Here is a 19,911-nt window from a genome sequence, read left to right as displayed (position 1 = left end):
CTGCCAGCGGCTGGTGCTCGTCTCCTTCCGCGAAGATCGCCACGTCATCAGGACCGATGTCGTGCTTGGCGATGCGATCCCAGCGCCGATGGATCATCACCGGTCCGCCCCAGATCCGGAAGGCGTTCCAATAGCGGTCATCCTTGAAGCCGATGTAGTGGACGCAGCGAGGGGCGGGCATTCCGCAGCCTTCTTCGTTCGGAGCCCAGGCGGTGCGAAGAGTTCTTACCGCCAGCACCCAGGCTGCGACCGTGCCACCTACCACGCTCTAAACGTCCGCCCCATCCCTCTGACCCAGAGTGCAGCAGCTCCGGCGAACGCAAGCGCGAGCGGCGCGAAGTGCCACCACCGACCTGGCCTCGGCCGATAGGACGGGCGTTCTTCGACGGTCTCGATGTAGCGCTAGAATTACGCGGCCGGCGTGTCGTTCGGGTAGCCGGTCATTTCCCCTCGCGACGGGCCGCGAACTCTCACACCGGGATACCAACCGGCGCCCCAGGCACGTTCCGGTACCATCAGCCCGGCAGGACTCTTTAACGCCTCGCTTACCCTCTGCCGCGAGACTGCACGTGCCCAGTGAGCACGAGGAAGGCATGACCGACACCACGGATACGGTAGGCGTCGCAGGTGAGCGGATCTGCTCCATCATCGAACGCGTCGAGCGGATCGAGGAAGAGATCAAGGATCTGATGGAAACCAAGAAGGAGATCTTCGCTGAGGCCAAGGGCGAAGGCCTAGACGTGAAGGTGCTCAAGGAGATCCTGAAGTTGCGCAAGCAGGACAAGGACGAGCGCGACGAACAGGAGAGCCTTCTGGAGGTCTACCTGCGCGCCATGGATGCTCCTTCGCCCGTCGCCCAGGCAGCTTGACGACATCAGGCGGGCTGCAGTTCTTCGCTGCCGCCCGCGGCACCTCCCGTCGAACGAATCGAACGTCTTCGCACAACTATGTTGGCGCGGTTGTATTGCGCTACGGAGGCTATCGTGATCGTGCTGTCCTCGTAAGGAGCAAATCACGATGGAAGACAGCACATTGCCCGACGTACTTTCGATGACGGCGGATATCGTCGCCGCCTATGTCAGCAACAACTCCGTTCCAGCAAGCGAACTGCCGAGCCTGCTCGTTCAGGTGCATGCTGCGTTTGCCAGCCTGTCGACGGCATCATCGGCCGAAGTCGGTGGTGAGATCGAGAAGCCGACGTCGGCTCAGATCAAGAAATCGATTACGCCGGACGCGCTGATCTCGTTTGTCGATGGCAAGCCGTATCGGACCCTGAAGCGGCATCTCAACGGGCACGGCCTCTCCGTCGACGAGTACCGCACCCGTTATGGGCTGCCGAGCGACTATCCCTCGGTCGCTGCGAACTACTCCGCATCCCGCTCTGCGCTGGCCAAGCAACTCGGTCTGGGAAACCAGCGCAAGAAAGCCGAGCTGACGCCTGAGCCAGCACCCGAACCGACGCCGGTCTCTAAGCCGAAGCGAGCTGGTCGGCCTCGCAAAATCGCCGAGCCGGCCTGAGATGGTGCTCGGCGGATGATGGAGCACCGAGCCCATGCAGACCGTGAGGTCGGTTGTGGCTCGGTATCCTTTACTGCGATGCTGAGGCGGTGAGATCGCGAATGGGACGAGGCGGCGCCCGCTAGAGCCTGCTGCCTATGCTGCGACCATGACGACGCGCTGCAAGTCGCGCTGCTGCCTCAACCTTACTCCAGACGCACCCCGCCCGAACCGGGCCGAGGGGGGAAGCATGTTCGGGGCAGAGGTTTTCGTGGCGCTCGCGGGTGTCGTTGGTGCGGTCGCATTCATGCTGGCTGGACGGCCTGCCTCTGATCGCTTCCTGCCATGGTGAGGCGGGGGCGCGACCGGGCGGATCAACCTTAACGGATGGCTAACCACATCCAAACAGAGGGTGGAAACCATCGCAGACGTGGGCGTTAGCCGGACACTTCCATCCAGGCTGGCGCAGGGGCACCCGCGATGACCGTCACCGTCTTCGATCCGATCAGCGGCCAAATGGTCACGATTCGCGTACCCGCCCCACAGCCGCGCTGACACCGCCTCTTCGCCCCGTCATGGCCACGACGATGACCGGTCTTCCTCTCTATCGCCTGCTGATTGCCGTCGCCCTCGTGCTGTCGAGTGCGGCGGCCACCACACGCCTCGGGCACGCCGAGCCGAAGTTTGCCTGCGAGAACGGGCAACTTGCGGGCGCCTGCAGCGGTCCGGCTTTCTCGCGCTAGTCTATCCCGCTCCCATCCTGCCCTCGCTCATGAGGGAAGACTCACGGGTCTGTGAACGAAGAGCGGACGGCCGCGTTAGCCGCCAAGTTCAAGCATTTGAACTGGTGCCTTCCGGAGGGTTGTCGATGTCCGTCACAACAATCGTGCTGATCCTGCTGATCCTTCTCGCCTTCGGCGGCGGTGGTTTCCTGGGCGGGGGTGCATACCGTGGTCCTGGTTTCGGACTGGGCGGCATTCTGCTGATTATCCTGATAGTCTTGCTGGCGACAGGCAGGCTCTGAACGGCTGGCAAGCCCAAAGCAATTGCCTCAATTGGAGCCAACGCCCGACGTCGGACCCAGGTATGCCGACGTCGGCTTAGAATGGACGCGCCGGGCAAGGTACAATGAAAGCCCGTAGGAGTGCGAGACGGTACTGGACGGAGCCGGCATCAGGGCAAGCGCGCGAAATCCTGATCCCCTGCCCGGTACGGATCAGAGATCCCATCTAGCTCGGCGATGGCATTCTGACCGCTCGATCCTGAGTCGAAATGTGCGATCAACGGCCGGGCCGAACGCATGCAGGGCGTTCGGCGATCAGGACCTTCTCGCCACCTGCACGATGGGAGACACCATGCGCCTGCTGCCGGCCCTCGTCCTGCTATGCCTCGGGTCCGTACCAGCCAGCGCCCAGATGACGCCCGACGATTGCCGGCGGCTGGCCCGCTCGGCGGCTGAAGTTGCCACCAGCCTCGAAGCCCTTTCGGCCCGCATCTTGGACATGAAGGCAACCCTATCGACCGTGAAGCCGGCGGGTGCCTTCGTGGCTCCCATGAACCGGATCGACGGTGCGCGCTTGAAGCTGACAGAGGGGATGCTGGCGTACGGTGATGCCTTGGAGGCGATGGCTGGGCCGCTCAAGGAGTGCCGCGGCCGAAGCCCTGTCAGATAGCCCAAAGCCTCAGGTCGCCTTGATCTTCGCCACGCGGTCGAGGATCGCTTGCGCCTCGGCCTTCTTGTCGTTCGGGGCGATGCCGTTCATGTGATCGCGAAAGGCGGTCGCCAGATCCTCGACCACCTTCCACAGGCTGTCGCCGTTGCGCACGAGGTCGAAGGAGCCGTCTTCCTTGATCTGGAGTCCGGACTTCCCGTCCTCCGAGCCGAAGTGCATGCGATCTGTCGGTAAGTTCGCGAGTTGCTTGCCCTTGGAGTGGGCCGCCGGCACCGCCACGGCGTCGGAGATGTGGTGCATCCGGGTGGTGTTCTCACCCCGCATGTCCTCGTCGTCCTCGATCGCACCGTCTAGCGGGCGCTGGGCGAAATGGACCATCACCTCGTCGCCATTCTTCGGGGGCTTGTGCAGGATGACGCCGCCGGCCCGCGGGTGCATCACCGGTACGCTCTGAAGCTCAGGTGCCCGCACCTTCTCCCCGCCGATCATCATGGAGAGCTTCGGCTGCACCGTGGCGGTCTGCGTCTTCGGATCGTACCCGCGCACGATGCCAACGGCGGTGGTGTTAATGTCGGCGCGCTCCGCTTCCGTGAGCGCCGCAAGCGCTTCCTGAGGGTCTCGACGTGTTGATGAGCCCTGCCGGCCTGCCATGTGAACGGTTTCCCTTACGGTGTTGAGACTGTTGGCGTCGGATTGGCCTTCACGATGCTCGGCCCCATGCCCGAAAGCGCGTTCGACACCCCCGACGCCGCTGCCTGGGCCACGCCCGGCACGCCATTGACGGTCTGATTGACCGTCACGCTCTGCTGCCGCTGGTCTTGATTGTTGTTTGTAATGTTGTTGACGGCTTGCTGCATGGATTGCTTCATCCACTCGGTGCCCTGACCGCCGCCGATGCCGAAGGTGCCGGCCCCGAAGCTTGGCGCATTGTCGGCCGTGGCTCCCAGATTGCCGTAACCGAGGCTCATGACGCCGCCGGGCTTTCGGTAAGCCCGCGGAATGCCGGTCCCGGTGTGCGGCATGAAGGACCGACGCCCCTCCATCGGCGCCGCGGCGCCGAACCGATCCGCAAAGGACGCAGCCGTGATTGCGCCGATCGCCTTCGCCGTGGCTGCGACAGACGGCTTGGCGCTCAAACCCTCCAAACCGGGAAGGTCGTCGGTGAAGTTGCTCGGCTTCGCCGCCTTGTTGCCCGTGCGATCGTCCAAGTAGTCGAGCGCCTTGTTCATTTTCTCGGCCCCGTACCCCAGGCCCTGCTTGATCGGATCGCCGACGCGCTTCAGCAAAACGTCGATCTGCTGCGTCGCTTGGTCGATTTTGGATACGTCCTCCTCCAACTGCTCCGCATACTGCCGCATCACGGAGCCGCGATACAGCTTCTCATCGCCCATCTTGCCGAGATTGACCCGCATTCTGTCGATGGAGCTTGCCATGCGCTCCACATCGTCTTGGCGTTCTTTGCCGAAGCCGCCGGTCAGGATCTCGGCTCGTTTTGACGGATCTTTGATGCTGTTGATTTTGTCGAGGAACTTCAACGCGGTTTCGAGCGGCGCCTTGGCAAAATCCTTTTTCAGTTTGTTTGAGGTCGTGCCGAGCTTCTGGATGGCCTCGCCGGCCCCATCAGAATACTTATCGCCGAGCTTCAGGAAGTTGACGAAGCTCTCCAGGCCAGAAGCCGCGATCTCGGGCTCAACACCGCGCTCCAAGAGCGTCGCGCCCAGCGCGAGCGGATCGCCGGTCTTGAAGCCGGCCGTCTTGAACGTCCCGCCCACCCGGCGGACAATTTCCATCAGATCGGTTTCACTCGATCCAGACTCGTCCGCCATGGTGTTGATCTGATCGGCGATGCGTTCGATCTCGGCTTGGTTGGCCTCGTAGATGTTGCCGATCTGCGCAAGCGCTTTGCCGGTGGCTTCGGGGGTCGTTCCCCATGCGGTAGCCGACTTGGCGCCGAACTCCGTGAACCGCACGAGGTCCCCTTTCGGACGACCTGCGAAAGCCGCCGCCGAGAGCATTCTGGCGAGGTCTTCCTTGTTCTTGCCGGTGTCGCGGGCCAGCCGGAGGATGGCCTTTTCGTACATGGCGCGACCGGCAGGATCGGCGTCCGTCGCCTTCTTCACCTCGATCATGGTCCGCTCGAAGTCCATGGAAGAGCGGGCCGCAGATTGCACGACGCGGCCGGCGCCGTAGGCGGTCGCTGCGGCAGCGCCAGCGCGGACGTTGAAGCCAGCGCCGGACAGTCCGGCCTCAAGGGGGAACCCGCCGCCTCCGCTACGGGACGATTGGCGCCCCGAGTACGAGCCGCCATCGTATCCGCCGCGGCCTCCGAAGCTGGACGGTGGTCGCACGCGGCTTGCCCGCTCCGCCTCTGTCCGGAACCGGCGGGCAGCGGCAGCAGCACGATCAAAGTCCCTCGCGACGCGACCGAGCCCAGAGGTGTTGCCCGTAAAGCCGTGCCGCAGGCTATCGCCCGCGCCTTTCGCGGCCTTCTTGCAGTCCTCCAGAGCCTTGATGAATTTGCGGGCCTCGTTGAGGCCGGTTGCCCGTAGACCCAACTTCCCAATGAGTTCTTCCACAACCATCAGCGCCGCCCTCTCCGATTGCTGGTCTCGCGCTGGCGCTTCATCTCGCGCTCCGCCTTGGCTCGGGCGGCTTGGAGCAGATCAAGGATCTCGTGGAAGTTCGCCAGATGATCCAGGGTATAGACCGTCTCTAGTTCGTGAACCGTACAGAGTGGCGGGTCGGCAAATCCTGGCGTCACCCTGTAGAGATACATGTGGTCAGCAAGGTTCGGCGCGATCGTCTCGATTTCCCGGCCCGTCAGGCTGGCCTTGTTGTCGTCGCCCTCAAGCCCGCCTATTCGGCCTTGAGGCTTACGGCCAAAAAATCCGAGAACTGCGTCCGCAGCGCGAACCACGCCACCTCGACCGCGGACTCCATGTCGGCGGGCTTCACGCCTATCACGCACTCATCCGAGCCGACGCGGCAGAGGCCGACCATCTCGGCAACGAAGTCGTGCATCTGGTCGGGATTGGCCCCCTCCATCATCGCCAGCACCATGAAGGCGTTCTGAGGCGAGATGTCCGTCGCGCCGCCCTTCTTGATGGTCGCCAAGAGGCCAGGTGCCGGGCCGAAGAGTTGGAGAACCCTGACGTACAGCTTCAGCCCCTCGGAGGCCGGCAACTTCTCGCACCGGTAGACGATGCTGCCGATTTTGGTTTCCGCTGCCATTCAATCCGTCCTCGCCCTATCCGGCGCGTCGCGCCCGCTCGCTTCGCCGGACAAACCGATCCGCAGCGCCCTCCGCCCCGTCTCGCTCACTGTCAGACCGGTCGCTTTCGCGGCACGGGCGAGGTCGGCTCGCAGGTCGCGATCAACGCGGATGTAGAGGTGGCTCGGGTACTGAGGGGGCACGGCCTATACCGGTATCTTCTACCGTATTGAACCACGCAGCCGAGCATATGTCTTGCGCAAATATCGAATAGTTCGATCGTCGTTCTATGTTTTTGCGTGGCTTTTTGTTGCTTCTAGTGCTTTCTGATTTTGGAAGTCATGCGTGGGGTGCATTTGCCCAAATAATTCGGCCCCAAGCGGCGGCGATGGTAGCCCGCCGGCCCTCGGCTGCGAGCGGAGCCATAGACGCAACGCGATCTCGAACCGTGTCGAGCGCTTCGGGGCCGGCGGCTTCGACCAGACCGCGGCCGTGTCGGGTGATCGCCGCGCGGTACGCCGCGACGGCTCCGGCGCCTGGGTTGCCGTTGATGGCAGACAGCAGGGCGTCGATCGCCTTGGTGGCGGCCTCAATAGGATCAGGCGCGCTGTGCGTCGGCATCGGGGCTTTCTCTGGCACTCGGGGCAGCTTCGGCCTTCAATCCATCTGCAAGCTCGCGCAACGCTTCGATCGCGGCCCGCTGGCGCAGGCGCTCCCCAACTGCGCGCAGTTCCAGCGTCAAGGCAGAGATGAGCGCCATATCAGCCGCATGACGGAGACCGGCACGGTAGGCTTCGAGTTCGCGCTGGGTCATGCAGAGCGCTCCTGCGGGAGAGAAGCCCAGGCCGTGGCGATGGTCGCCCTGCGGTCCTGGGCGTGAAGCGGCACGAGGGCCGACGACACGCTCGCGCACGGCCCCAAGGGCTTCAGGCCCGGCGACGTCGATCAGGTTCCGCCCGTGGCGCGTGATGGCGGCCCGGTAGGCTGTGACGGCGTCAGAGGATGGGGCGGCCTCGATTGCGTAGAGCAAGGCATCGACCGCTTTCGCGGTCGCCTCAATGGAGGCGTCGGTGCTGTACATCGGCACGGTCATGCGCCTTCTTCCAGCGCCCAGAGGGCGGCGGCGATAATCAGTGCCTCGCGCACGGTGTCGCCCAGAGAGATCGCGCGGGCGCGAGCGCTGGGGTCAACGGAGTCAATGTCCGCAACCCCTGCCCAATCCCCGGACGGGCTTCTGATCCCGACACGCACGGTGCTCGGCGGCTCTTTGCTCTCGGTCACGACGACTTGCAGACCACGGACCTCAGGCCATGCGTGAAGCACGGTGGCGCGTTCTCTGTCATGGCTCGACATGGCATTCTCTCAGGCTGCGGGGGATCGGGATGTGTCGGCCTCGAACGCGGCCATCTCCTCATCGGACGCGGCGACAGCGGAACACCACTGCATGTGAACCGGGATCGGCATCTCGTACTGCGGCACCTCGTAGGAGCCGAGCGCATCCCGTCGGGCTGTCGTGCCGGTTTGTTCAATCAGTCCAGCGTCGAGCAGGTTTCGGCGCACCTTCGGGTGCATAGCCGGCAGGGTGTCACCGCAGCCGATGGCGTCGAGGGCTCGGCGCTCGGCCGGTGTGCGGCCAGGATGGGGCGGGCGCGATTGTGAGCGGGGCATCGAATCTCCTTAGGCTACGGAACGGTGAAGGGCGGCGAAGCTGGCGAGCACGCTGCGCCGGTCGAGGGAAGCGAGGGCGTTGAGCGCGGCCAGGGCTGGTTCGAGGGCGGCGGCGTCCTGCTCGGCACGGTGGAGGAGGCCGGCGAGGCGATCACCGCGCGGGCCGGTGGAGAAACGGACGATCGCCCGCAGGGACCGGAGGCGGGCCAGCCGCTCGGCGGCGTCGATGCGGTCGGACCACGGCCCGAACCGGTCGGCGGCGGGGATCTCGGCGAGGGCGGGACACGGGGGACAAATGTCCCGGTTGTCACGATCAGCAAGCACGGCGCTCATTGTCCTAACTCCCAGAGTGGCACGCCCTCGGGCTGGCCGGGCTTCTCCCGGTGGGTCAGATGGCCGAACCGGATCTCCGTGGCCGTCAGAGCGCGGACATCGCCACCGGCCGGCAGGACAAGGGCGCCGCACGCATCGACGCGAACGATGCCGGCGACAGGATGCACTCCGAACAAGCGGGGCGCCGTCCAGCCCAGCGCCTCGGCCTGCGCGCCGTAGGTGTCGAGGAAGGCGCGGGCGCGGTCATAGACCCGGCTCCACTCGTCGCCACGGTAGCCAGGGCAGGGGGCGCGGTGCGGGCTGAGAAGGGCGAGGCCGGCGCGCCAGAGGGTCAGACCGTCGGCCTGGGGGAGGGCAAGGCCGGGCGCCAGTTCGGCGGGGGGCGGCTCGCATTCGGCGCGCGCCTGGGCCTCGGCCTCGTCGCGAGATAGGCCGCACTCGTATTCGAGGAAGGCGGCGCGGTCATCGAAGGTCGGGCGCTCGGGGAGGGATCGGCCCGCAAGAGCCGGATTGCCCCTTTCTATTTCCCGTTTTCCCGTTTTCAGAGAGAGAGAACGGGAAATGCAAGTCGTTGAGCCTGCTGGTATTTCCCGCTGTTCCCGGATTTCCCGCTCCTCTGAATAGTCCCCTCGCGCGCGCGCGCCCGCGCCCGCCCGCACACGCGCCGGGGAGATCTCGCGGCTAAAATTCTGAGAACTGATTTCGGGGTTCCGGGAAATCCGGGAAATCCGGGAAATCCGGGAAATCCGGGAAATCCGGGAAATCCGGGAAATCCGGGAAATTCGTTTATCTCCAATTGCTTGAGTGTTCCCGGAGGCGTTCCCGTTTTCGGGAAATCCGGGAACTGTCGGGGTGTCGCTGGCCGTGAGGCCGTCGCACAGACCGTCTAGGAGGGGGTGCTGCGCGCTCATGCTCGCCCCCCTGAGTGGACGGCGAACGAGGGCTCATCCCGGGTCGTGCGGCCGAACGCCGACCGAGACAGGGCGTAGGCTTTGATCTTCCCGATTTTCGGGACGAAGCTGACGAAATAGCAGTCCGCGTCCTTGGTCTTGGCGATGAAGCCCTGCGCGTCGAGGGCTCGGCCGATCTCGATTTCCTTCAGCGCGCCGCCTGCGGCCTCTACGATCCGTTGCGCGGGCAGGTACACGGCGGTTTCGTCGTACCAGCCCAGGGCATCCCGGTTCGGCGGTCTCGTCCCGTCGTCCGGCATCGTCGGGTGAATGCTCGAACCCCAGCGCTCCGCAATCCATGCCCGGAGGTTCGTGGTTGCCTGCTGCTCGGGGTCCAGCGCGACGGCATCCGTTGACTTGGTGAACCGCTCCCAGGCCCACCGCACCGCCCGCCCTACGTCCACTGCCTCAGGCAGCACGCCGAGCCGCTGGGCGAGCCGGCCGGCGGTGTTCAAGATCGCGAAGGGCATGGCGGCGCGGACGTGCTTGCCGTCGGCTCCGGCCCCAGCGATGGCCTGGGCCGCCTGCACGACGCTTTGCCTGATGTCGCTCGCCTTCAGGTGCAGACCGGCGCCGATCAGGGCCTCAACGAAGGCGGGGCCGGCGTGCCCGAAGTTGCGATCGATGGCGCCGATCTGGTCGAGGACGCGTTGATCCACCGCGCGGTTGATGCCGGAAATGTCCACGTCGGGGATGCGGACGGCCATACCGCCGGCCCACTCGCCGCCGTCGCCGCGCACCTTCTCCTCCAGCGACTTCTCGGCCGAGAACAGGACGAAGACGGACCATGTGTGCGAGGTCCGCAGTTGCGCCTCCGCGCTCATGCGGGTCTTACCGACGCCGCTGGCGAGGCTGTAGATGATCCGGCCGAGTTCCTTGCCGTGAACGTGGCCAAGTTCATCGAGCGCCAGCACGGTCCCATTGGATCGGGCTGCCATCAACTCGATGCCGTTCGCCGTGGCGCGGGCGCTCTGCAACAGGCTCTCGCGCTGATCCAGGGCGGCGCGAGACCATGCCGACACGGCGAGCCGCTGGGCCGTCGTCTTGCCGCCCGATGTCATGCCGGACAGGTTGATGCCGCAGGAGTCGAGCCCGCAGAGGGACAGCACGGGGGCGGCAAAGCCGGCGATGGTGCCGAGCGTCCAGTGCTCGCAGTGCGGCGCCGTACAGGCTGCCGTCACAGCCTGCCGCCACCCCTCCATCGTTCCGCCGCTCGCCACGGTCGGACTGATCTTGGTGTTGACCGACAGTTCGGGCCTGTCGCCGCCCTCGGCACCAAAAATCTGTCCCGATGGGCAGACGAAGAACGGGGCGCCGCTATCTGAGTTGTGCCAGCCGGGGCGCCGAACGACAATGATCTCACGGGCCGGGTCGGCGGCCTTCACGCACTTCACGGCGATGTGCTCGCCGTCGTTCTCGGTGCGCAGGCCCGCTCCGAACAGCATCGCCCGCGTGTCGGCGGCGCCTTGGCGGGCGAAGGCGGCCCGGTCAACGTCGATCTGCCGGCACCGGCCGTTCATGTCCTGCACGACGAGACGGAGGGCGTAGGCGTCGCCCTCGTCGGCCATCCGCAGCCGCGCCGCGACGCCGAATGCGGAAGCAACGGGCACCATCTCGACGGCCTCGCCGACCTTTACGGCCTGATGCACCCACACCTTGCCCGACTTCGTGCGCTGGTACGCGAGCGTGACGCTCTCCATGGGCGGCAAGGGATAGTCCCGCTCGATCCGCTGTAGCTCGGCCGTCCCATCGATCCGCTCGCGCTCGGCGGCGACCTCCTCCTCGCTCGGCCGGTAGGCGACGGCGCCGAGGATGCCGGCGCGCACCGCCTCGGGGCCGCCGGTCTCATGCACGTTGAGCCAGTCGGTGTCGGTGCCGGGCTCGCCGGCCAGCGCGTAGCTGACAGCAACGTGCTCGTGATTGCGGATGCTGAACGCGCGGGCCGCCCGCTCGCCCCTGCGGGTCGGGCTCGGGTTGATCTTGGCTGCCTCGTCCCGGTCAGCCGCGACCGTGACGCGCTTCGTATTGGGCCACGGCGTGAACGCCTCGACGCCGCCCGCATTGATGCCGGCGACGACGTAAGCGGTTTCAGCCTCGATCTCGGCGCGGAAGGCGTTCGCCACGGCGGCGGCGGTCTCGATGCCTTCCGCAGAAATAGCCCAGGGGGCGACCTTGGGATTGCCCCACACCACGACGCGCCCGGCGGTGGTGGTGTCGCCCTCAACGACCTTGGCGGACTTCTTCGGGTCGCGTGGGCCGCCCTTCGGGCCGATACCGAGGCGGGCCTTTCCGGCCCCGTGCTGCTCGACGTAGATGCGGTGGGCGTGCTGCCGACCCTGCGCGTCGATCTGGCCGAACACGGCGCAGGGCCATTCTCCGACCTTCGCCGGCTTGCCCTTGGGCGTCTTCGGCGGATCGAAGTAGGCCAGTTCCTTGAGGCCGACGACGGGCGTGCTCGGCATGATGACCGCGCCGGGCTCGATCCCCAGGCGATGCGCGAGGTAGGCCCGGGGCAAGGCGTCGTCGCGTCGATCGGCGGGCGCGTTGAGGAGGCTGCGGGCGTCGGTCGTCTGGTAGTTGCAGCCGCCCTCGGTCTTGGTGCGGATCAGGTCCGTCCGGCCGACGATCTCGACGCACCGAATTTTGGCAGCCTCGAAGTTCAGCCCCTCGACCTTGCACGCGATGTCGAGAACGCTGTCGGTTTTGCCGCCGGTGCAGGTGCAGATCGCCCGCCCCTTAGAGGTCAGCCTCCAATCGTCGGCCCCACCATGGTCCGGATATGGGCAGCGGATATGGTTGCGCTGGCCCTCCCGCCACGGGATGCCCAGAGCTTGGACGATCTCGGCCTCGCGATTCTGGACGGCCTGCTGCGCATCCTTGGTTTTGACGTAGCGGTCGGACGATTGCGCCGCGCTGGCGCTGGCCCTATTTTGGGTTCCGATTCTTTGCCGAGCCGTTGATTCAGCGCCGTTGCGGGCTCCGACCCCCGCAGCGGCGTTTGTTTCTTCGGTACGCACAACCTGTTCCTTTCGAGGTTGTGCGGTGAGGAATATGGGTAAGCAAAATCAAGAAGTTACGAGCGCTTCCCAAGCTGAATGTCGTCGGTTCGATCCCGATCGCCCGCTCCAACTCGACCGCTGAGGCGTCGGCCTTCTCAACGCTCCGCCGCCGACAGCGCCTCCATGGTCCAGACGGCGTCCGCGACCGAAGGCACCGCCGACCGAGGGCCGCCCCCTCAACCGATCCTGCAGCCGTCTCAGCCCGCTCGGACAGCGCATGAGCCTCATCGGACTTACCTGAGGCCGAAAGAGGCGTTACAGCCAGAAGGTGCTGGGGTGGGTCGGCCGAGCGCCGCACCAGGGTTCGGCTCCCATCGGGGCATGTTCCGACATTTTCATATTCCCGCAGCGGTTTCAGTTCGCTAGGTTCGGGAACGAATCACGGACGCGTCAAACAAAATGCTGTCTCAGTTCCTTCGCTCAGCGACTTGGGCGCCAACGATCGCCTTGTCTTGGTTCTGGGGTCTCGGCTTTTTCTATGCGATCCACGTCACCCTGACATATGGATGGCTTGGATTTCTTGCCTTTGCTTTGCCGAACGCGGTTGGCCTCGGCCTCTTTGGTTGGGTCCTCGGCGCACCGGGGCGGAGCGCCGACACCATCGCGGCGACGATCCAGGGACCTTACGCCCTCCTGTTCCTCGCTTGTCAGTTCCTCGCGGTTGCAATCACGCTCTTCGGCTTTGCCGCCTATGCGTGGACCCCCTTGTTCGGGCGGGACACCGTCCTCGGCCTGGTCATGCTCGTCCTCGTGGCCTGCTCGATCGGACACGCGGTCCCCCTTCGCCGCATCAAGATCGTGCATGGCGTCGCCCTGATCCTGGCGGTGTGCGCCGGCTTCGTGGTGCTCGCCGGACTGGAGAGCGGATCCCGTGGGTCCGGGGTTCCGCTGTCGTCCTTCGACGAGCGCTTCTACGGCCTCGCGCTTCCCTCGCTGGTCGGCTTTCTGCTCGGTCCGTGGATGGACGTGCAGCAGTGGCAGCGCGCGGTCGAGATCCGGCGCGAGGGCACGTCCGTCCGGATGGCCTATGCGGCCGGTGCGATCCTCTTTCTCGGCCTGCTGACGATCAACGCCCTGCTCGCTTCCGCTTCGGGCCTCGGTGAGCCGGTCGTCTCGTTCGACGGCTTGCCCGGGGCGTACGCCGCCGTGGCGCAGGCGACGGCGCGCAGCCACCTCGCGGGCGTGACGATCGCCTTCCTGATCTGGACCGTCGTGGCGGCCGCGACCACGATCGACAGCTTCTACGGCGCGACGCGCTGGCTCATGACCGCGATCACGACGCGCAGCAACTCGCCGCTCCTCGCCTTCGTGCCGCCCTCTCTGGTGTCGTCTCCGATCTGGATCCTGCTCGCGGCCTTCACGGCCGCGGTCGTCGCGAACCAGCTCAATCTCTCGCTGATGTACCTGATGGTGCCCTTCGCGACGATCCTCGTCGGAGGGGCGGCCTGCCTGGTCTGCGAGACGCTCGGCGCGTCCCGGCGCTACGACCCCGTCCTCAGCTACATGATCGGACTGGCGGCCTGCCTCGTCTTCCTGACCGGCTACATCCAGCCGAACTGGGCCTACCTGGCCATCGCGCCGCTGATCGGGCTCGTCGGCGCGCTGCCGATGGTGGCGGAGCTGCTCGGATGGGGGGGTGCGCCGGCACCACCCGTGCCTCTGCCGACGGACGCGCCCGCCGCGAAGACGGTGGTGATCACCGTGAGCCGCGACGAGGCGATCGCCTCGCACGGCTTCGACGGGCAGTGGTTCGTCCTGAACCTGATCCCGACCTACGACGACACCAACTCGGTCGGAAACGTCTATTTCGCGAATTACGTCCGCTGGGTCGGCAAGGCGCGAGAACTGTTCTTCAACACCTGCATGCCGAACTTCGACTTGAAGTCGACCGATTTCTACGTGCTGACGAAAACGTTCCAGCACGATTTCCGGCGCGAGGCCGTCGAGTTCGAGCCCGTGTCGATTCGCGTCCGCATCGCCAGCCACAATCGGAAATTCGTGACGCTGGCGCACGAGATCCATAGCGAGATCAACGGCCTGCTCGGTCGAGGCGAACAGTCGCTGATGTTCGTCGACACGGTCCAGTATCGTCCCCTGGACATCCCGCGATCCATCATCGAGGGCTTTCTTCCCTATTGGCCCAAGACCTCGCCCCACGCGGCGTCATCCGCGCCGAGTCCTCTGGGAGGTACGAGCCTCAGCGCTTAGCGCGCCCCACACAACGCCCGATCACCGACCGTTCCCACTTTGGCCGCAACGGTGCAGCGAGCGTTCTGTGATACGTCATCTGTTTGATCACTTCGGTTTCTTCTCCGTCATTGCGAGGCTCAGCGAAAGCAATCCAGGGCGCGACCTTTCCGGAGAGGTCACGCCCTGGATCGCTTCGGCTCCGCCTCGCGATGACGGGATGGGACAAGGCCCGAGGTAATCAACCCGAAGCCACATGAAAGTCACTCAGGCGGCATGGATCTTCCAGCGCCGAAGTCCCTGCCTGTTCGTCAGGGATCCGGCCTCCTCGGCGGGTACGGGCCGGCTGAAGAGGTAGCCCTGAAGCTCGTGGCAGCCGAGGCTCAGCAGGCATCGGCGCTGCGCCTCGGTCTCGACGCCTTCGGCGACCACCGTCATGTTGAGACTCGTCGCGAGGTCGATGATCGCGCGGACGATGGCCGCGCTGCCCTGCTCGTGCGGAAGGTCTCGCACGAAGCTCTGGTCGATCTTGATCTTGTCGAAGGCGAGACGGCGAAGGTAGCTCAGGCTGGAATAGCCGGTTCCGAAATCGTCGAGGGACAATCGCACGCCCAGTTCGCGCAGCTTGGCGAGCGCGGCCTTGATGGCGGGGGTTGCCTCGAGAAACACCGACTCGGTGATCTCCAGTTCGAGGCGCGAGGGGGCTAACCCGCTCTCCTCCAGCGCGGAGCGGACCAGCAGCGGCAGGTCCGAGTGGCGGAACTGGATCGGCGACAGGTTGACGGCGACGCTGACGTCGCTGGGCCAGCCCGCGGCGGTGGCGCAGGCCTGCCGCAGGATCCACTCCCCCAACGGGATGATGACGCCCGTCTCCTCGGCCAGCGGGATGAATTCGGCCGGCGAGACGAAGTCGCGCTTCGGATGCTTCCAGCGCACGAGCGCTTCGAAGCCCCGGATGCGGGCATCCTTCGTCACGATGGGCTGGAAGTGGAGAAGGAACTCGTTGCGATCGAGAGCCCCCCACAGGTCCGTCGACAACGCACGTCGCGCCTCGATCCGCTCGTCCATCTCGGCTTCGTAGAAGCGGTATCCGTTGCGGCCTTCGCCCTTCGTCCGGTAGAGGGCGAGGTCGGCGCGCCGCATGATCTCCACGCAGCCGTCCTGCGGCGCGATGGCGATCCCGATGCTGATGCCGATGCTCACCCGGATGCCGTTGATGGCGAAGGGTGAGGCCATCGCCGCGACGATGTCGCTCGCCAGGAGCGCGACCGCGTGGCGATCCCGTGCCGCCGACCCTTTCGCGAGAACGGCGAACTCGTCGCCTGCGAGCCGGGCGAGATGCACGTCGGAGGAGGCGAAGCGCCGGAGACGTTCCGCGACCGCCCGCAGCAATCCGTCGCCGGCCGCGTGCCCGAACGTGTCGTTCACGCTCTTGAACTCGTCGAGGTCCAGCGCGAGCACCGCAAAGCGTCCGCCCGCTCCGACCTGCGCGTGCTCGACTTCCAGAAGCTGCTGGAACTGAACCCGGTTCGGCAGGTCGGTCAGCGGATCATGCAGCGCGAGATACGACAGGCGCTCTTCCGAGCGCCGCTTCTCCGTCACGTCGGACCCGACGCCGCGATACCCCGAGAAGCTCGTGCCGTTGGTGAAGGTCGGCTTTCCGCTCAGCACCCAGGTGCGTTGCTCGCCCGCGATGTTGAGCGGGAGGATGAGGTTGCGGAAGGCGCGCCGCTCCGCGACGCACTTCCAGAGGGCGGTGCTCGGATGTCCGTCGGGCGGGGCGACGGCGGGCAGCAGCAACTGTTCCAGAGGCAATCCGAGGAGCTGGCGCTCCGAGGAGCGGGCCACTTCGACCAGCCTCGGCGAGACATGCTGAAGGCGAAGCTCGGCATCGGTCTCCCAGAGCCAATCGCTGGCATTCTCCTCGAAGTCGTTGAGGAGAAGATGGGTGAATTCCTGCTGACGCTCCAAGTCGACCTGCGCGACGACGCGCATCTTCAGGAGGCGGCTGAGATGCAGGATCGTGAAGCAGATGAAGACCGCGTAGAACGCGAGAAGGATGGCGACGTAGGTGTAGAAGCGCTCGCCGGTCGCCGCCAATCCGACGAAGGATCCGGCGATGATGAGGCCGGAGAAGCCGATGGCGACACGCGGCAGCACGGCGGCGCTCATGCCCGTCGCGATGAGGCCCGCGCAGCTGGAGGCGATGAGCAGGCGCCCGTCCGAATCGGCTCCCGCGAACAGCATGATCGGGATCGAGGCGAGCAGGCAGCCGTAGACATGCGCGAGCAGGACGGTGCTGCGGACGAAGGAGACGGGCACTTCGCGGGGCTTCGGGCGCGAACGCCAGAGCCAGCATTGCTGGAGGACGGCGACCGTCAGCGGCAGGATCGCCGCCTCCAGCCCGGCCAGGTAGGCGCGGTTGGCGGGGTTCCAGAACAGGTAGACGATCACCTGCACGACGCTGAGGCTGACGAGCACAGTGAAGGGAACGAGACGGAGAGCAACGTCGAGCTGCTCCACCCGCACACGCGCCTGCAAATTGGCGTCGAGAGCCTTCTTTTCGCGACCGGTGTCGATCAGGAACGAGATGAGCATCTCACGTGACACGGACGCCTCATGGAGAAAATATTCAATGCCAGACTCGAATTGGCTATTTCTTCAACTCTGACCACAGCCGAACCTTTCCGTCGCAAAATGAGCTACTGGGCTTAAAGTGTCGTAAATCCGGCCCACAGCATTTGTGACAATCAAATCGGTTGATTTTTACTCTTTGGAATACGGTGCCGACCGCGTGCCGTCGGCCGCGGGCGGAGACGCGCGGTTTGGTTCGTATCGGCCCTGTCCGAAGGCGCCGGCCTCGGGCGTGGTCCGCTCGGCCGCGCGGATCCGCAGGAGCCTCCCGCCGTATCGGAATGCTGGCCATTCACCCCGTCTGCCCCTATTGCGCACGTGATCGGCGCTGCCCCGCCCCGCGCTTCGCCAGGGTTTCGGGGATGTCGACGTTCGGGTGCTGGCCGTGGCCTCGCCGATCGCCGGCACGCGTCCAGGAGCTGCTGCGTGAGGCATGATGCCGCTTCCCAGGACGCTTTTCGGCGAGGCCTCCGAGCGCCTGCCGCTCTTCGATGACCTGCCCGATGCGGCGATCGATCGCCTCGCGGCCGCGGGCTTCGGGCGGGGATTGCTGACGGCGGCGCTTCGGGCCCGGCTCCGCAAGGCCGGCCTCGCGGACATGGCCGCGCTCGCACGGGCGACGCCCACCGACCTCACGGCCGTGCGCAAGATCGGCCCGGTGCGGATCCGGGCGATCCGGACCCACCTGCTCGGTGAACTCGCCCGGCTCGTTCCAGGCGCGCGGGAAAGGCACGATCAGGCGACGACGGACCGACGTCGCCTCGATCGGCTTCGCACCATGCCGGCGGAATGGCTTCCCCTCGGCAGCGCCGTCGAGCGGCTCGGCTCAGCCGGGCCGACCTGGGCCGATCTCGCCCTGATGCAGCGGGCGGAGGCCGGGCGCGCGCTCGGGCTCCCGGCCGCGGATCTCGACGAGATCGTCTCCGCCCTCGCACACGCCCTGACGCCGGACCGGCCGCACCTCCGACCGGCCTCGGCCTCGCAGGACGACGCCGCCCAGGATGCGAGAGCGCGGCAGGAGCACGCCGAACGGCTGCGGGAGCGCGATCACGAATGGGACGAGGCGGCACCCGCGAGAAGTGGCCGATAGAATCCGGTGCCCATGCTGCGCCCGACCGCGCGCCCCGGTTCCGGACCGCATCCGGCCGGGACCCCGGCTGAGTCGTCCGGCCGAGGCCTTCGGGCCGAAGCCTTCGCCTAGGCCGGCAGGACCACCACCTTCGTCTTCACCGGGGTCTGCGCGTAGAGGTGGATCATGTCCTGGCTGAGCAGGCCGACACAGCCGCTCGTGATGCCGCTGCCGATCGATTCGGGATCGCTGCTGGCGTAGATCGTGTACAGCGTGTAGGCGCCGTTCTGGTAGAGATGAAGGGTGCGGGCGCCGAGCGGGTTGTCGAGGCCGCCCGGCATGCCGCGGGCGTATTTGGCCGCCTCGGGCTGCCGCCGGATCATCTCCTTGGGCGGCGTCCAGGTCGCCCATTCGGACTTGCGGCCGACATACGCGTCGCCGCTCCACAGGAACCCGTCGCGCCCGACATTGGCGCCGTAGCGGGTGGCGGAGCCATCGCCCTCGACGCGGTAGACATAGTAGTTGCGCGGATCGACGATGATCGTTCCGGGCGCTTCCTTGGTCTCGTAACGCACCGTCCGGCGGTAGTACTTCGGGTCGACCTTGCTGATGTCGACCGCCGGGATCGGAAACTTCTCGGCCGGCATCGGCCCGTAGACCTTCGCCGCCTCGGCCAGCATCGTGCCGTCGGAGGTGACGCAACCGCCGAGCCCGAGCGCGCCGAGGCCGGCGGCCGACCCGGCCAGAAACGACCGGCGGCTGAGACGCTGCGCCCGATGCCCAAGCCGTGCCGACCCGCCGGCATCGGCCTCACGGTTCTCCTGCCCCCAGCCCATCGTCATGATCCCGGACGTCCCCAATCCTGCCGCCCGGTGGGGAAACACACCGGTCCGCACCCGGCAAGTATACGGCCAAGCTGAGGCCGCGGCTACCCGGCCCGTCCGGCCAGCGCGGTGCGCGCCCTGGGCCGGCTGCCCCGCGCCGAGGCCGCCGACGGCGCGCACGAACGCAACGGATCGGACAGGGGCTCGGAACGGGCGCGGCTCGGCGCTATTGTGCAAGAATGTTCGCCGCGCGCCGTTTCGCGCGTCCTATGGATCGGTATGATCGTGCGGGATCGAGACCCGCGGGAGCCAACTATGACATCGATGCTGCCGGAAGGCGCACAGCCAGGCGATATCGTGACGCCCGACGGCAAGATCCTGTGCCGGGACATGGAGTTGCACGAGTTCGGCTACTTCACCGTCACCTACGAGCAGGCGCAGATCGCGCGCAAGCATGGCTGGGGGTGCCGGGCCGGCGTCGTCCTCGACGGGGAGCATTCCGACGAGTGGAGTTGGGACTACGCGGAGGAAGAGCGCCGCACGGCGCTGGAGAACGGCGAGCCGCCGCCCGGCGTCCGGATCTACCGGGAGCCGCCCGCCTCCTGCCCGGTCGAGACGCCCCTCTCCTGCCGCCTCGATGGCTGATCGCGAAGCGGCGACGAGCCGGCCGCGCGCGAGCGGGGCGAGCACGGCGGCCGGCGTCGAAAAGAGAACGGCCACGGGAGCCGGAACAACGGTGCGCGTACATCCGGCGTCACCCTCGTCCCGGCATCGTGGCCGCGTCCGATCGAGCGACAGAATCGCGA

At 66.2% G+C, this 19,911-nt stretch carries 22 protein-coding genes; 8 read left to right on the top strand and 14 right to left on the bottom strand.

Features of this window, described 5'->3' with window-relative positions:
* Positions 1 to 181, bottom strand: a 181-nt coding sequence (locus ABS772_RS26245) for a hypothetical protein (protein WP_350397631.1), incomplete at its 3' end; no start/stop codon positions are given.
* A gap of 412 nt (positions 182 to 593) precedes the next feature.
* Between ABS772_RS26245 and ABS772_RS26240 the strand changes: the two genes are divergently transcribed.
* From ABS772_RS26240 to ABS772_RS26220, 5 genes are all read left to right on the top strand, one after another.
* Positions 594 to 869, top strand: coding sequence for a DUF2312 domain-containing protein (locus tag ABS772_RS26240; protein ID WP_350397630.1), 276 nt, complete (start codon positions 594 to 596; stop codon positions 867 to 869).
* A 148-nt stretch (positions 870 to 1,017) separates the two neighbouring features.
* Positions 1,018 to 1,518, top strand: coding sequence for a MucR family transcriptional regulator (locus ABS772_RS26235; RefSeq protein WP_350397629.1), 501 nt, complete (start codon positions 1,018 to 1,020; stop codon positions 1,516 to 1,518).
* A 566-nt stretch (positions 1,519 to 2,084) separates the two neighbouring features.
* Positions 2,085 to 2,240 carry a hypothetical protein gene (locus ABS772_RS26230; RefSeq protein ID WP_350397628.1) on the top strand — a complete coding sequence of 52 codons (156 nt, stop codon included), beginning with the start codon at positions 2,085 to 2,087 and terminating at the stop codon, positions 2,238 to 2,240.
* A 125-nt stretch (positions 2,241 to 2,365) separates the two neighbouring features.
* Entirely contained in the window at positions 2,366 to 2,521 is a 156-nt protein-coding gene (locus ABS772_RS26225; protein WP_350397627.1) for a DUF3309 domain-containing protein, read from the top strand.
* Positions 2,522 to 2,852: 331 nt separating this feature from the next.
* Positions 2,853 to 3,170 (top strand): hypothetical protein, encoded by a 318-nt coding sequence (locus ABS772_RS26220; protein ID WP_350397626.1) that lies wholly within the window; start codon positions 2,853 to 2,855, stop codon positions 3,168 to 3,170.
* A 9-nt stretch (positions 3,171 to 3,179) separates the two neighbouring features.
* Here ABS772_RS26220 and ABS772_RS26215 read toward each other — a convergent pair whose 3' ends face one another.
* From ABS772_RS26215 to ABS772_RS26165, 11 genes are all read right to left on the bottom strand, one after another.
* Positions 3,180 to 3,821, bottom strand: coding sequence for a Gp138 family membrane-puncturing spike protein (locus ABS772_RS26215; protein WP_350397625.1), 642 nt, complete (start codon positions 3,819 to 3,821; stop codon positions 3,180 to 3,182).
* A gap of 14 nt (positions 3,822 to 3,835) precedes the next feature.
* Positions 3,836 to 5,752, bottom strand: a complete 1,917-nt coding sequence (locus tag ABS772_RS26210; RefSeq protein WP_350397624.1) for a phage tail tape measure protein — start codon at positions 5,750 to 5,752, stop codon at positions 3,836 to 3,838.
* The gene (locus ABS772_RS26205) at positions 5,752 to 5,946 is read right to left on the bottom strand and encodes a hypothetical protein (protein ID WP_350397623.1); all 195 of its coding nucleotides are present in this window, start codon (positions 5,944 to 5,946) and stop codon (positions 5,752 to 5,754) included. Before ABS772_RS26205 ends, ABS772_RS26210 begins: the two co-directional genes overlap by 1 nt.
* 80 nt (positions 5,947 to 6,026) lie before the next feature.
* On the bottom strand, positions 6,027 to 6,401 hold the full coding sequence (locus ABS772_RS26200; RefSeq protein WP_350397622.1) for a phage tail assembly chaperone: 375 nt from the start codon (positions 6,399 to 6,401) through the stop codon (positions 6,027 to 6,029).
* Positions 6,402 to 6,720: 319 nt separating this feature from the next.
* A complete protein-coding gene (locus ABS772_RS26195) occupies positions 6,721 to 7,002 on the bottom strand; it encodes a hypothetical protein (RefSeq protein WP_350397621.1) in 282 nt (93 codons plus the stop codon).
* Positions 6,980 to 7,474 carry a hypothetical protein gene (locus ABS772_RS26190; RefSeq protein ID WP_350397620.1) on the bottom strand — a complete coding sequence of 165 codons (495 nt, stop codon included), beginning with the start codon at positions 7,472 to 7,474 and terminating at the stop codon, positions 6,980 to 6,982. Before ABS772_RS26190 ends, ABS772_RS26195 begins: the two co-directional genes overlap by 23 nt.
* Positions 7,471 to 7,734, bottom strand: a complete 264-nt coding sequence (locus tag ABS772_RS26185; protein WP_350397619.1) for a hypothetical protein — start codon at positions 7,732 to 7,734, stop codon at positions 7,471 to 7,473. The genes ABS772_RS26190 and ABS772_RS26185 overlap by 4 nt, the downstream gene beginning before the upstream one ends.
* Positions 7,735 to 7,743: 9 nt before the next feature.
* Positions 7,744 to 8,049 (bottom strand): hypothetical protein, encoded by a 306-nt coding sequence (locus tag ABS772_RS26180; protein WP_350397618.1) that lies wholly within the window; start codon positions 8,047 to 8,049, stop codon positions 7,744 to 7,746.
* Positions 8,050 to 8,058: 9 nt separating this feature from the next.
* Positions 8,059 to 8,373 (bottom strand): hypothetical protein, encoded by a 315-nt coding sequence (locus ABS772_RS26175; RefSeq protein WP_350397617.1) that lies wholly within the window; start codon positions 8,371 to 8,373, stop codon positions 8,059 to 8,061.
* A gap of 5 nt (positions 8,374 to 8,378) precedes the next feature.
* Positions 8,379 to 9,293: a hypothetical protein gene (locus ABS772_RS26170; RefSeq protein WP_350397616.1), complete on the bottom strand. Its 915-nt coding sequence runs from the start codon at positions 9,291 to 9,293 to the stop codon at positions 8,379 to 8,381.
* Positions 9,290 to 12,349: a DUF927 domain-containing protein gene (locus tag ABS772_RS26165; protein ID WP_350397615.1), complete on the bottom strand. Its 3,060-nt coding sequence runs from the start codon at positions 12,347 to 12,349 to the stop codon at positions 9,290 to 9,292. The genes ABS772_RS26170 and ABS772_RS26165 overlap by 4 nt, the downstream gene beginning before the upstream one ends.
* Positions 12,350 to 12,790: 441 nt before the next feature.
* On the opposite strand from ABS772_RS26165, the gene ABS772_RS26160 reads away from it, so the two are divergent.
* Complete coding sequence (locus tag ABS772_RS26160; protein WP_407943024.1) at positions 12,791 to 14,599, top strand: acyl-CoA thioesterase; 1,809 nt, start codon at positions 12,791 to 12,793, stop codon at positions 14,597 to 14,599.
* Positions 14,600 to 14,845: 246 nt separating this feature from the next.
* Here ABS772_RS26160 and ABS772_RS26155 read toward each other — a convergent pair whose 3' ends face one another.
* Positions 14,846 to 17,188, bottom strand: coding sequence for a putative bifunctional diguanylate cyclase/phosphodiesterase (locus tag ABS772_RS26155; protein ID WP_350397613.1), 2,343 nt, complete (start codon positions 17,186 to 17,188; stop codon positions 14,846 to 14,848).
* Positions 17,189 to 17,645: 457 nt separating this feature from the next.
* On the opposite strand from ABS772_RS26155, the gene ABS772_RS26150 reads away from it, so the two are divergent.
* On the top strand, positions 17,646 to 18,302 hold the full coding sequence (locus ABS772_RS26150) for a hypothetical protein (protein WP_350397612.1): 657 nt from the start codon (positions 17,646 to 17,648) through the stop codon (positions 18,300 to 18,302).
* 107 nt (positions 18,303 to 18,409) lie between these two features.
* Here the strand turns inward: ABS772_RS26150 and ABS772_RS26145 are convergent, their stop codons facing one another.
* On the bottom strand, positions 18,410 to 19,117 hold the full coding sequence (locus ABS772_RS26145; protein WP_350397632.1) for a L,D-transpeptidase: 708 nt from the start codon (positions 19,115 to 19,117) through the stop codon (positions 18,410 to 18,412).
* Between the two features lie 303 nt (positions 19,118 to 19,420).
* On the opposite strand from ABS772_RS26145, the gene ABS772_RS26140 reads away from it, so the two are divergent.
* Positions 19,421 to 19,750: a hypothetical protein gene (locus ABS772_RS26140; RefSeq protein ID WP_350397611.1), complete on the top strand. Its 330-nt coding sequence runs from the start codon at positions 19,421 to 19,423 to the stop codon at positions 19,748 to 19,750.
* Positions 19,751 to 19,911: the final 161 nt, after the last annotated feature.

The sequence above is a fragment of the Methylorubrum podarium genome, from assembly GCF_040270385.1.
Taxonomy (GTDB): domain Bacteria; phylum Pseudomonadota; class Alphaproteobacteria; order Rhizobiales; family Beijerinckiaceae; genus Methylobacterium; species Methylobacterium podarium.
The sequence above is the reverse complement of the archived record's forward strand: the minus strand, read 5'-3'. Positions and strand labels throughout refer to the sequence as shown.